Annotated in this window: 13 protein-coding genes and 1 pseudogene; 3 read left to right on the top strand and 11 right to left on the bottom strand. The window is 47.3% G+C overall.

Translation table 11 applies throughout. The features are described from left to right. Positions 1–276: 276 nt before the first annotated feature. Both mscL and M2277_RS31355 read left to right on the top strand, forming a co-directional pair. Entirely contained in the window at positions 277–672 is a 396-nt protein-coding gene (mscL, locus tag M2277_RS31350; protein WP_006210093.1) for a large conductance mechanosensitive channel protein MscL, read from the top strand. 208 nt (positions 673–880) lie between these two features. Next, positions 881–1,327 carry an OsmC family protein gene (locus tag M2277_RS31355; RefSeq protein WP_006210092.1) on the top strand — a complete coding sequence of 149 codons (447 nt, stop codon included), beginning with the start codon at positions 881–883 and terminating at the stop codon, positions 1,325–1,327. Between the two features lie 61 nt (positions 1,328–1,388). Here M2277_RS31355 and M2277_RS31360 read toward each other — a convergent pair whose 3' ends face one another. The 5 genes from M2277_RS31360 to M2277_RS31380 form a co-directional block, all read right to left on the bottom strand. After that, positions 1,389–2,186 (bottom strand): polysaccharide deacetylase family protein, encoded by a 798-nt coding sequence (locus tag M2277_RS31360; RefSeq protein WP_280756402.1) that lies wholly within the window; start codon positions 2,184–2,186, stop codon positions 1,389–1,391. 99 nt (positions 2,187–2,285) lie between these two features. After that, on the bottom strand, positions 2,286–2,834 hold the full coding sequence (locus tag M2277_RS31365) for a DinB family protein (RefSeq protein ID WP_280756403.1): 549 nt from the start codon (positions 2,832–2,834) through the stop codon (positions 2,286–2,288). Between the two features lie 181 nt (positions 2,835–3,015). Continuing rightward, on the bottom strand, positions 3,016–4,167 hold the full coding sequence (locus M2277_RS31370) for an NAD(P)/FAD-dependent oxidoreductase (RefSeq protein ID WP_280756404.1): 1,152 nt from the start codon (positions 4,165–4,167) through the stop codon (positions 3,016–3,018). A gap of 68 nt (positions 4,168–4,235) precedes the next feature. Beyond that, positions 4,236–4,949 carry a methyltransferase domain-containing protein gene (locus M2277_RS31375; protein WP_036639503.1) on the bottom strand — a complete coding sequence of 238 codons (714 nt, stop codon included), beginning with the start codon at positions 4,947–4,949 and terminating at the stop codon, positions 4,236–4,238. After that, the gene (locus M2277_RS31380) at positions 4,936–6,093 is read right to left on the bottom strand and encodes a type III polyketide synthase (RefSeq protein ID WP_076153103.1); all 1,158 of its coding nucleotides are present in this window, start codon (positions 6,091–6,093) and stop codon (positions 4,936–4,938) included. The genes M2277_RS31375 and M2277_RS31380 overlap by 14 nt, the downstream gene beginning before the upstream one ends. 192 nt (positions 6,094–6,285) lie before the next feature. Here M2277_RS31380 and M2277_RS31385 point away from each other — a divergent pair, with 192 nt between their 5' ends. Beyond that, positions 6,286–6,633 (top strand): alpha/beta hydrolase, encoded by a 348-nt coding sequence (locus tag M2277_RS31385; protein ID WP_063479431.1) that lies wholly within the window; start codon positions 6,286–6,288, stop codon positions 6,631–6,633. A gap of 176 nt (positions 6,634–6,809) precedes the next feature. On the opposite strand, the pseudogene M2277_RS31390 reads toward M2277_RS31385, so the two are convergent. The 6 genes and pseudogenes from M2277_RS31390 to M2277_RS31415 all read right to left on the bottom strand — a co-directional run bounded on the left by M2277_RS31390 (position 6,810) and on the right by M2277_RS31415 (position 11,607). Then, positions 6,810–7,258 (bottom strand): annotated as a pseudogene (locus M2277_RS31390) (DUF1569 domain-containing protein). A gap of 25 nt (positions 7,259–7,283) precedes the next feature. Continuing rightward, positions 7,284–7,496 (bottom strand): DUF4181 domain-containing protein, encoded by a 213-nt coding sequence (locus M2277_RS31395; protein WP_348537797.1) that lies wholly within the window; start codon positions 7,494–7,496, stop codon positions 7,284–7,286. Positions 7,497–7,848: 352 nt separating this feature from the next. Beyond that, positions 7,849–8,373, bottom strand: coding sequence for a hypothetical protein (locus M2277_RS31400; protein WP_280756405.1), 525 nt, complete (start codon positions 8,371–8,373; stop codon positions 7,849–7,851). 15 nt (positions 8,374–8,388) lie between these two features. Further along, on the bottom strand, positions 8,389–9,078 hold the full coding sequence (locus tag M2277_RS31405) for an amidase domain-containing protein (RefSeq protein ID WP_006210081.1): 690 nt from the start codon (positions 9,076–9,078) through the stop codon (positions 8,389–8,391). Positions 9,079–9,428: 350 nt separating this feature from the next. Then, positions 9,429–10,229, bottom strand: coding sequence for an RNA polymerase sigma factor SigJ (gene sigJ / locus M2277_RS31410; protein WP_231888059.1), 801 nt, complete (start codon positions 10,227–10,229; stop codon positions 9,429–9,431). Positions 10,230–10,266: 37 nt separating this feature from the next. Next, complete coding sequence (locus tag M2277_RS31415; RefSeq protein ID WP_280756406.1) at positions 10,267–11,607, bottom strand: phytoene desaturase family protein; 1,341 nt, start codon at positions 11,605–11,607, stop codon at positions 10,267–10,269. Between the last annotated feature and the right edge of the window lie 311 nt (positions 11,608–11,918).

Here is an 11,918-nt window from a genome sequence, read left to right on the forward strand (position 1 = left end):
GCTGACATAACAAAAATCCCCTCCGGTATCCAGTATTTGAGTTCATTGTAACATGTCCTCTTTTTTCACTGTCTACCATGAGGGGATAATACCAACCCCCGAATAGCGGACAGCTTTTTTAAGTTCATCATTCAAGAAAAGGCTTTGAATTTGCCTGATAACGTTACAGTTTTCTGCCATTTTGATCTTGCGCATTTGGCAAGTTGCTGATAGGATAATTCGAGTGGCGAAAGTGGTACATGCCTCACATTATGGATTAAAAAGCAGGTGAATAAAATGAATTTGTTAAAAGAATTTAAAACCTTTGCGCTCAAGGGAAATGTGCTTGATTTAGCCATCGGGGTTATTATTGGTGCTGCCTTCGGCAAAATCGTATCCTCGTTGGTGAGTGATATCATTATGCCGGTAATCGGGCTGCTGCTTGGCGGAGTGGATTTCTCCGGGCTTAAGGCTACGATCGGAGATGCAACGCTGACATATGGCGTATTTCTTCAAACAGTTGTGGACTTCCTGATTGTCTCCTTCTCGATCTTCTTGTTCATTCGTATGCTCAACCGTTTTAAACAGAAAGAAGAGGAAAAGCCCGAAGAGCCTCCAGCTCCATCCAAGGAAGAGTTGTTGCTGGCCGAGATCCGCGATTTGCTGAAGCAGCAGAACCAAACGGGTAATTAAGCTCTGCAACTGCTGAGAGTGTTTTCGTTAACTACGAGAGCACTCTCTTTTTTTATGGCTTCACTCTCCCTCACCCATGATTGGTGTTGACAGTTGATGATTCCAAACCTATAATCCTCACTATACCTAGTTAAATAGTATATATTAAAATAATGGAGAACCTGCCTATCCGTACTGAGACTGTTCTCACAAAGAGGAGTGTAAAAGCATGCCAAATGTTCAAACATTCAAAGCAACTGCCCATTTAGAAGAAGGCGTTCGAGTTGTGACCCAAGTAAGACAATTTGAATTGGTTATTGACGAGCCAAAAAGCCTTGGAGGAACTGACACCGGAATGAATCCTGTCGAAGCATTGCTTGCCTCCCTTGGGGCATGCCAATCCATTGTCGCCCGGGTTTATGCTTCTAAATTCGATGTAGTTCTGGAGGATTTCAGGGTAGATGTGGAAGGTGACCTGGATCTTGACGGATTTTTCAACCGATCCGAGGTACGCCCCGGATACTCCGATATTCGATACACTTTTTACATCAAGACTCCTTCGCCAGCAGAAAAGGTCGAGGCCTTTGTGGAATTTCTGGAGAGCAAATGCCCTGTGGGCGATACGATTGCCGAACCGGTGAAGCTCAAACGGAATCGCGTCGTTATTGAAAATTAGAAGAATACATAAAGGGCTGCAGAGTTGCACGAAGCAACATGACAGCCCTTATTCGCTACATTTAAAACCGCGTGATCTCACCCGCTTTTATTTCCAGGGACTCTCCTTCTACACTAACCCAGACGGTCTGAGCACAAGGGTTATGGATCATCCGGCTATCCGCTGAGAAGCGAAGCTGTTCCAGTACGCGGCAATAAGCAAAAATTTCAGCATTCGTGGCATACCAGATATCGTCCCGACCGGCAATCTTCTCTCCGAATCGATCAACCAGATCCCAATTCCGATCATTCTCGAATTCATAACTATGACCCCAAACGTACAGAATCGCCATCCGTGAAAATCTCTGCTCCATATGTACAAACTTCTCGGCATAATCCACCATCTCCATATGATGACAAGTCGGATGCCAGCGAAGCCACTCATCCGGCTTATGGAATAAGCCGTGGCTGTTTACTGTGCGGGCATATTCGATGCCAAGGGAACGCAGCAGGCCGACCACTTGATCGTTGTAAGTGCCAAACGGATAGCTAATTCCCTTTACCGGATAATGGACCAGCGATTCCAGCCTTTTCCGGTCCTCCACAATCTGTTCTATCGCTTGCTCCAAAGGCGTCTGGTCCAGGAAGAGATGATCCACTGTATGCGCAGCCACTTCATGTCCACGATAAAGAGACTCCACCTCCGATTCATCGATATACCCTTCCTTTCCGAGTGTTCCGCTGTTTAAATGAAACGTACCGCGTATCCCGTAATCATTCAGCTTTTCTACCAATCTCCGATCATATTCACGCCCATCATCAAAACTAAGCGTCAATGCTTTTTTTGCGCCGCCCGGAAACCGATCAAATTGTATGCGCATTCAAGAACCTCCCTGAAAATGGATTCTTATTGGTACGATGCATCTCCATTCGCACCGATTTCATTTTCATTATACGATGTAATGGGTCCATGAATTGTATTATTTTTTGCAAACAGCATACAGGAATCGGCAGTAACCGATCTTGGCCGCATTTTTCATAAGTTCAATATTGAGCCATGCGAGCAGCTCATGGAATGGCCTATCTTCGAAGGGCCATCGTGTTCGTTCCATGGAAAGCAGCGCTTCCCCCGGTAACCCAGCCACTTCACGCTCCCATTCGTCCTTTAACCGGTTAATCCTATCCCTGGTCTCTTGTATGTTCCCCATAGACAGGACCTCTTCACGAGTCAAGGATCCATTGCCAAACGAATGATCCAAAACCATGGACCACCAATATGTGATATGCCATGTTAGCCAGGATATACTTGGCGGGCCAATCTCGTACTCCTCGGTTTCCGGCCAATCCGTACGCCAAACTCCAGATTCGTGATACACGTGAAGTCCCTTCATAGCAGGTCGCGAGTGAAACTCTTCGTCTTGCAGCCCAGTGAGATGAATGTTGAGCATCTGCCATGATATTTGAAACTGAAAATCAAGTGTGCTTCGGATAAGCTCGTTCGGGTTTGATATAGGATGTTCCCCCTGCACGACACTCCACCTCCATTTTAAATAAACAAATCAGACTTTTGTCTTTTAAATTATAGACATAATATTATAACGTCTTATTATTGTCAATAAACAAACTAAGTTATGATTCGCTAGAATGTTGAAATTGAAGTTCGGCGACATATGAAAATAAAAAAATAAAAAAGCCGCTAAAACGCGGCTTTTACCGTGTACTCATGCCTGATTCGGATAACCTGGTTGCTTTCACTAAATAGGACGCCAGTCCAGGAATCATCCGTGTAATGCCAGGGTAGAACCGATTGGTTTTGGCAAAAGCGAGCTTCTGAATTCTTCTCGCCCTTCGAAGCAGCTGCGTAAAGGTATCATTGGCCTCCTTGGTATACTCCTTCTGCCAATCAAGATAGCTGAGTTCTCCCCTGAGGTACTTGTCGGTCCAGTGAGAACACAACAGCGAAGATCGCAGTGCAACGGACATCCCGTCCCCGCACAGAGGCGGAAGCATAAGCAGTGCATCCCCGATATGCGGATACTCAGACCATGGCTCTGGCGTGTCCGACAAGTGGAGCGGCGCAATCGATACCTGGGTTCCTGGAACAGGCGTCCCAGCGGCGATTCGCTGGGCTAGTCTTCTGTTCGTCAGGGAGGCAGCATGTAGAATTTCCGGAACCGATTTCCCGCTCCCTTGTACTGCGTCCAGTGTCAGCAATGCGGCAACATTGACCGCTCCATTCTCGATCGGCGACATCCCGACATAACCACCCTCGCAAAAATACAGTTCGACCCGAGGAGGCAGCGTAATTCCGCTGTAGTGGGATTTCACACCAACGTATACGGTATCATCCCGATTATCATCGGAAGCCGTAACGCCACGAGGCTTTTTTGTACCGTATGCGCCGATTACAGCTTTGGCCTGATATCGAAAACGCTCATTCCCCTGCCTCGTTTCTACTTCATACATCTGATGCTCCACCTTCTGAATATTCATTACGGTTGTTTTGGTGGCAATATGCGTACCCGCTTCCAATGCCTTCTCATGCAATAGAGCATCCAAAACATAACGACTGATACCATAGGCTTGCCCGGGTAATGGAGCTGTTATCTCGCCGCCTTGAGGCATGATGATTCTGGCATGCTCCATGGTGCCGGGATTAACCTCATGTCCGAGCAGATGGATACCCAAGTATTCAAGCATTTCCCTGGTCTCGGGTGACATGAATTCACCGCAGGTCTTATGGCGTGGAAATTCTTGACGATCCAGCAGCAGAGTACGGTGACCTTGCTTGGCAAGCTGCAGCGCACAACTGCTGCCTGCAATTCCTGCTCCGATGACGATGACATCCATTTCCTTCGACATGTATGAACACCACCTTTTTACTCTTTCATTAGCACGTTGCCTTTTACTCATTAGGTGACAATTTCGTCTTATGATTTTGGAATCACGACGGAATAACGGAACAAAGGCTTCCATTCGTAGGTCATCGTTTCGTGGTTAAGCTGCTTCTTTAACTCTCTCCAATCCCTTCCTTTGAAGCCCTTGGCAACCGAAAGCGGACCATCGTGCCGAATGTAACGATTGCGCGAAATCATCCGCGTAGTAATCCATACGGCCGTGTAGGGTACCAGGTGGCGATGGATATCACTGATAACGACTCCATGAACCGAGGCTCTCAGCATATGCGACACGATATCAATCAGCTGCTGCCCGATAAAATGGTGGACGAACTGGGAACCGGTCACGATATCTGCCGATGCAGCCGGCAGTTCCTTGACATCAGCACGCCGTACATCAACCCTCGGCTCATCCCGGAATAGCTGCTTGGCCTCGTCGCATGCCTCCTCTGTCATATCGACAAGCGTTATTTTTAGCTCGATGCCCTGTTGATCCGACCATTGCAGCAGCTTCTGATTAACATCGCCCGATCCCGCACCCACATCCAAAACACTAAGGGTTCCAGGACTACCCATCGTTTTCCATAACTTTTCCACACCGGCCAGGGTGGGTCCCGGTGCCGCGAATATTTTGTTCAGCCGCCTTAAATGCTGAAGTGCTTCGCTCAGCTCTTCCCCTCCCATGGAGAAATCATCCATAAGCTCTTCTTCCTGTGCCCGCGAGGACAAAGCTCTAAAGAAGGACATGGTCCTGCTCCTTAACCGATGACGAGTAAGCCTTTACATAGTTAAAACGCATGAGCTCTGCTGTCAGGCCAGGTCCGAAGGCCATGGCTACACCTTCCGTGAACGTCTGATCCTGCGCCTTCATGTCCTGGCGCATGGCATTCAATACAAACATAATGGTGACCGATGACAAGTTGCCCGCGGTTCTTAAAATCTCTCTGCTGTATTGGGTCTGCTCATCGCTTAAGTGCATAACTTCCTGCACGGAATCCACAATGCCCCGTCCGCCGGGATGGATGGCCCAGAGTTCAGGGAGCTTGTCCCCCTCCAGCAATACACGCAGCTCTTCTTCCAGGTGAGCACCGAGCAGCTTCGGAATACGGGGAGATAAAAAGAGATCAAAACCGGTATTGCCCACCTCCCATGTCATATCCTCCGTTGAATCCGGCAGCAGAACAGAATAACCTGAACCCAGCTTCAGATAATGCTGGTGATGAGATTCAGGAGGGCCGATGACACAGGAGGAGGCGCCGTCTCCGAAAAAAGAGGCTGCAAATAACGCTTCTCTCTCCTTCACCGGCTGAAAATGAAGAGTACAAAGCTCCACGCATACGACCAGTACTTGCGACCCTGGAGCTCCTTGAACGACATCTCGTGCCATTTGGATCGCTTTAAGTCCAGCGGCGCATCCTTGAAATATCAGCGGCAGACGATTGACGCGCGGAGACAGTCCCAAATGCCGAATCAGCATAACATCCAAGCCCGGCTGATATTGACCCGTGCAGCTGACTGTAATGAGATGTGTAATCCGATCCGGTGCCATGTCGGCATCTTTCAGAGCCTTCTCGGCTGCTGTTAAGCCAAGCGGGAGTGCCTCTCTCTTGTACTTATCCATTCTTTCCTCTGTTGTCGGAACGGCTGACTCGTCATGGGAAGGCAGATAACGGCATGCTTCCAATGGATCCAGATAGTTCGATTCGCAAGTATAGCGTGTCTCGACACCGCAGGATCTGAATACTCTTCGGGCGAAGCGCGCCAGATCGGATCTGTTCTGCAGCGTAGATGCAATTAATTCTGCAATATCCGATTGTGCTACGGAATGTTTCGGCAATGCCGTACCCATCCCGAGAATCGCAGCATCGGACATACCGTTTGTTTGTTTCATGCTCAAACCTCCTGCATTGTCTTGGAATTATTCATGATTACCCTTCCCCGGGCATTTTGAACGCGTTCAAGACTCATTGAGGTTAGGATAACCCGAACTTGGCGAATTATATCCAATTCAAACCATGCCCTATAACCTCTCAAGGATAACTAGCGCCCCAACTCCTGCTTCCTCTATGACTGGAAGGATGAGATGCGAGAGGAATTGAACACCGCGGAACCTGACAATAAGCGTGAGTTAATGGTACAGATCTGGTATCCGGCCAGCCCATCGGCCAAAGGCAACAAGGCACCTTACGACGCTTACCCCGATATTTTTGAAGATGGATACAGCCAAGCGCTTCATATGCCTAAAATGTTATTCAAAAACCTTGGCTTGATCAAAACGCGTGCCGTAGAAGCAACTGAACTCTCGGATACGGCGCCTGCCTATCCTGTGCTTCTGTTCTCGCATGGCTTTAACGGCGTCAAGAACCAGAACACCTTCCAAATCGAGCAGCTGGCAAGTCACGGGTATATTGTTATCGGTATTGATCCCTGATGGACGCGTGGTTTATTTCTTTCCGCTTATTGATAGCGGCTACGAGTATTTGGATCAATTGAATAAGGTCTGGGTGGGGGATGCGATATTCGTGCTCGATCAAGTGGAGAAGCTGGCGAAGAATGATCCAGACCAGCACTCCAAATCATCTCGCGAGTAAGCGGTTTTTTTATGTATTACACACCAAATTGTTTCAGATGATGATCCAGGTGCTTGTATATTCCTTTTCCCCACTGCTCCGGGGTCAGTTTACCGAAAAATGGATGGGGATGCGATGTGCATTTCTCAGGTCCATTTTGTTGGAATGATATAATTTTCTCCTTCAATTGTTCTCTTTCCGTTTCAAAATCTCTTGGATCTGCAATCAATATTCCTGAATGCTGGACATATTACGGGGTACTGGCTTCTCATTATATAAAACAGGCCTCGCAAACCTTCCAACGACCATACCCAACCAGCCTCTTGGCAGGTTTGTGATGCCGCTGGCTATGTCTTGGAACGCGGAGTTGTGAGCCAGCATTTGCGTTACATTCATTTTTCCCCATAGCGGCTGTGACAGCGGGCTTAAACGATCTATTCGGTTCAGTATTTCGGTCATATCCGTAGGATTGAATATATTTTTCATGGTTCCCTGCCCCTATAATCCAGAATTAATATTTTAACAAAAGGATTAATATCATCAACCCTGTGAACGAAAATGAGGTTGTTGCCAATATCATGGAAACCCGGTGGCGCCTCGCTTCCGGAATATGCTTCCATTCCATGTAACCACGAAAGCAGAAGGCCAAGGTCACTAAGAACAGCCATAACGGATAAGGTTCGCTTCGATCGATCATCCATATTAATGCTATGATTACAATCATTAAAATCCAAGAACCAATAAGATACCGTTTATACCAGGTGTATCACGCATTTCTTCTTCCCCAACATCCGTGACCTTATACAGGATCCATTGAACCACCATAATCGTAAGAAGCAAGAATGAATACAAACCTTCCATTAACGCCATCCCTCTTTTCAATTTCAAAAAAACGCTGCGACACGTAAGAAAACAAAAGGCCCATGCTGGATTGGTGTACAATGGGAGTTATCACACACCCATTGTACAGCAGAACCCAACATGAGCAACTCTCATCTTAGCATAATGGAACCAGAACCACTAGATATTGCATCTACTGCGAATCGCGCAGAAAGGCCTGTAAATCTGCAGGCAAGTTATTGTTCCGGGTACAACTCTTGATTCAGTTCACTTGTTGCTGCCATGAACTGATTCAATAGGGATTCGCCAGCATCAGATTTGTTCAATGCCTGGTTTATGGCCAGGTTTTCAAATTGAGTTATCAGTTCTCCTTTTTTCTCCAGCTCTTTCAAAACTCGCTGCACGAGCGGGTCTTCAGAATTCTGCTGGTCCGCATAATAAGCACTTTCAATTGCGTACAGGTCTTTATAACCTGCAAAAACTTCGTTAAATTCATCAAGGGCGCTTTGTGGATGGAGTTCATTGTCTAATTCACCAGCCCTGCTCTCCAGCTCCTTAAGCTTCTGTTCATCCTCTGTTGTGGCTCCAGGTGCATCCGCAATTTTTTTCTGTGCTTCATAGCTTTCGTGTGCATAGGAAACCTTCTCTTGCAGGTTCGGACTGTTTGCATCAACCTTATTCGCGTTCATGTTAGCCCATGTAAAACCTCCAATGGCCAAAACGCTGCAGACAGACAGAATGATCCACGTGTTTTTCTTCAACTTTTCTCAGCTCCTTTAGCTTTTGATTTTGATGGATACGATCCACGAACCGTAAGCGACATAAGATTTTAACGAGATATCCTTGTTCCATGTTCCATTGCTAACAGAATGTTGTGCAACCTTGAGATCGTTTCCAGGTCCATAACCGTTTACCATTTGTGAATGGATCGTATGTCCGGCTGAATTCACGTGTTGGACAATATCTCCCCGAAACAACTCATTGTAGATGGGTTGGAAGTTATTGCTTAATTCCTGCGACGTGTATTTGGTTGCCCTATAGGCCTTCTTTCCACCTTGGTCGTTTATAACTGCAAAATGCTCTCTGAATTGATGTGCCCCCGTCCAAGAAGAAGTTCTCGGATTTGTAGACGGCGGAACATGAGGGCCATAATAGTACCAATCCACCGTATTTCTATTCTGTCCTTTGGTTCCATTAAATGGCAGTCCGCCTCCTTCATACAATGCTTGGGATACAAAGTTAGTGCAATCTCCTCCATCGCTGTTACTCCCATAATTAGCATAACTAGGATTCGCTTGTGTTGCCCATGTTTCTGCATAGTCGGCGGCGCCGCCGCGGTCAAACGAGCTATTGGTACTTGTGGAATTCGTGAACATGACTTCTGCTCCGAAAGCTTGTGTAGACATTAATAACGTGGAACAGGCAACAACAGTGGCAACAAATGCTGACTTCAACTTTCGTTTCAACTAAAATCCAGCCCCTCCCGTGACTCTCAGTCTAGCTAATTGTAAAGCTAATCCGATTATGTAATCACGAGTTGTCCGCCTTACCCTTAGCTTAAGCAAAGAGTGCTAAAATTTTTATATTGTAACAGGACAACAGGAATTCCCACATTTAAGATGTTCCCGCTGAAACCTGGCACAACTGACCTTCTTGTAATATAGACGCTTATAAACAGAGAAAAGTTATACTGAATTGTAATTTTTTTACTAAATATTTATTCCTCTCCCATTAAATAGATAGATATTATGAAATAAGAGACCCTTGCAGCAAAATCGCTGAGGGCCTCTTCAACCAGTTTTTTGGGGATTGCATCTTACAGATTAAAATGAAGCAGCTTCTCGGGATTCATGACAATATAAACATTGGAGATAAGATCATTCTCAATCTGTATCGAAATAACCGAAAATGTAAAGGGACCCGTCTTGATAACAATACCCGGAAGAGCGTTCACTTCACGAAGCTCGCATACGAAATCCTGCGGTACTTTAGGCCGAATCGCCTCGAAATAGCGAGCGACGATTTTGGAACCGACAATCGGCCGGAGAGCGGCTTGCGCTTTTCCACCGCCGTCGGTGTATAGAGTGGCATCGACCTTCAGAATATCCAGAAGTAGATTCATATTGCCCGTCGCAAGTGCCTGAATGAAGGTCTCGACATGACGCACACCCACAGCTCTCACCTCAGACCGCGTTTCCGGTTGCTGCGCCAAACTTCGGCGTGCCCGGTAATCAATCTGTCTGCAATTTCCTTCGCTCTTGCCAACAATCGTGGCGATCTCGCTAAACGGCAGGGTGAATACCTCTCGGAGCAGAAATACGATTCGTTCCATATCTGAAAGCTGATGCAGAAGGAGCAAATAGGCGGTTGTTAGTGACTCCTTAATAATGTACTGATCCATAGGATCATCGCTAACTGCTGCATAAGGCTCTGGAAGCCAGGGACCAACATACGTCTCACGCTGCCTGCTGGCCGACTTCAGCTTGTTGAGACATCGATTGACCGTCATTTTGCACAAATAGGATTTGGCATTACGAATTTGCGTACCGTCCCCTTCTTCAAGCGAAAGAAATACGTCCTGCACGATGTCCTCAGCATCCATAACACTGCCCATCATCTGATATGACAAAGAAAATAGCAGATGCCTCCATTCGTTATACCAATGTTCGGTTTCTATTGCGGCTCACCCCAGTCCTGCGTTCATCATCATTGCGTTTAATAATAGCATGTGCCGCTCGTTTGGCGCTTGCGAACGCGGCGTCCGCCAATACTTCTCCATGGCTTACCCAATCTCCTGCCACATATAACCCTTCCACTTCCGGTACTGCCGGACCCGGAGGGGGATCACTCTTGTCGGTGGAACGAAAATCATGAACGACCGTAATTCTTGGCAGATACTGCCGCGCAATCTCCTCGCTTCGCCATCCCGGATGCATTAAATCCATCGCTGCCTCAAGCTGCTGCTCATTGTCCTGCGGATTCCCAGCGTGTTCACCAAGCTGCTTAACGAGATGAATGATAAAGCTTCCATCATCATTCAATCTGGCTACAGATGAAGGACTGTTATAAAAAATTGGCGCATCCAGCCAGAAGCCGGCAATGTAAGATCGGTTTTTTGGATTCGGAAGCTGGCGAAGCACTAAATCCAGGCAGGCGGCTGCCATGGGCCGAGTCTCGTTCTTCCAACGGAGCAGACTCGTCTTCTCCGCACCCCTTACCAGCTTGCATGCTTGTTCAGGACTTCCTGTCATCATCACGTTTGGAGCAGTAGTCGTTCGGTTGTCTGAAAAATGAACGATCCACGCCGACTCGTGTTGAACAACCTCAGTAACACCCAGTCCGGTTGCCATGACAACGCCTGCTCGCGAAGCCTGCGCTTCCAGTTCGTTGATGAGCGATACCCATCCCCCATCCAGATAAAACGCTTTACCCGCAAACGTACGCTGCAGTTGACGTACAGCCTCTCTTGCCCCATGAAGGCTGGGATCGGGCACGAAGGAATTGGATCGGCAGATCGAGTAGACAATGTGCCGGATCATCGGGTCGTTAATTTCCCGCTCCGCCCACTCTCTTAACGTCAGACGTTCCAACTGCCCCGTTTTGATTCTCCCAAGCTTTATCATGAACCGAACGAGCTCGGCCTTGCCGGATAATGAGAGTAAACGTGATGTAAGCAGCTTTACGGGACCCGTAGGAATGTCATACACTTTACGATTCCAGATGCCCGCAACGCGCGGAGGAGGGTTGGCTCCAATCAGCTTCACCCCTAACTCATTCAACACCGCCTCCCCTTCCCCATCCTGGTAAAAAGCATGCACGCCAAGATTCAAGGCTGCCCCTTTCTTCTTCACCGTCATCGCGCGTCCCCCAAGCCGATTCGATTTCTCGGCCAGAAGAACGGAGAGACCTGACCGCGCTAAATAAATAGAGGCAGTTAGACCTGCCAGCCCACCACCTATAATGACAACGTCAAAGGTTTTATCCCATTGATCCACCTTCATCACCTCTTCAATTTTATAGTTAAGACAATTGGAGGCGATCATTTGTTACAAACCAATTCTTAAAATCACGAAAAATTTTAGCATAAAGCCAAAAAAAGCCCCGATTTACACGGCAGCTCCAGGTCTATGTATTCTCATTCGTCTGACATATTGTAATGCATGCTGGAATTACATGATGAACACCTCATTCTTTGAAAACGTTCCTGATATAATAGAAATAGGTAAGGGTTTGATACGATCACCGCCTTTTCCCCTTCTCCGCACCGTGCGTGCGACTTTCATCGCACACGGCGCTCCATCTTTTT

This window comes from Paenibacillus sp. LBL (genome assembly GCF_029893715.1).
GTDB classification, from domain to species: Bacteria; Bacillota; Bacilli; order Paenibacillales; family Paenibacillaceae; genus Paenibacillus_AQ; species Paenibacillus_AQ glucanolyticus.

Excerpts from the sequence above, each read along its gene's own strand:
- M2277_RS31380 (WP_076153103.1), bottom strand. The coding sequence starts at position 6,093 with ATGAAACAAACAAACGGTATGTCCGATGCTGCGATTCTCGGGATGGGT.
- M2277_RS31375 (WP_036639503.1), bottom strand. The coding sequence starts at position 4,949 with ATGTCCTTCTTTAGAGCTTTGTCCTCGCGGGCACAGGAAGAAGAGCTT.
- M2277_RS31360 (WP_280756402.1), bottom strand. The coding sequence starts at position 2,186 with ATGCGCATACAATTTGATCGGTTTCCGGGCGGCGCAAAAAAAGCATTG.
- M2277_RS31355 (WP_006210092.1), top strand. The coding sequence starts at position 881 with ATGCCAAATGTTCAAACATTCAAAGCAACTGCCCATTTAGAAGAAGGC.
- M2277_RS31395 (WP_348537797.1), bottom strand. The coding sequence starts at position 7,496 with ATGATTGTAATCATAGCATTAATATGGATGATCGATCGAAGCGAACCT.
- mscL (WP_006210093.1), top strand. The coding sequence starts at position 277 with ATGAATTTGTTAAAAGAATTTAAAACCTTTGCGCTCAAGGGAAATGTG.
- sigJ (WP_231888059.1), bottom strand. The coding sequence starts at position 10,229 with ATGATGGGCAGTGTTATGGATGCTGAGGACATCGTGCAGGACGTATTT.
- M2277_RS31385 (WP_063479431.1), top strand. The coding sequence starts at position 6,286 with ATGCGAGAGGAATTGAACACCGCGGAACCTGACAATAAGCGTGAGTTA.
- M2277_RS31370 (WP_280756404.1), bottom strand. The coding sequence starts at position 4,167 with ATGTCGAAGGAAATGGATGTCATCGTCATCGGAGCAGGAATTGCAGGC.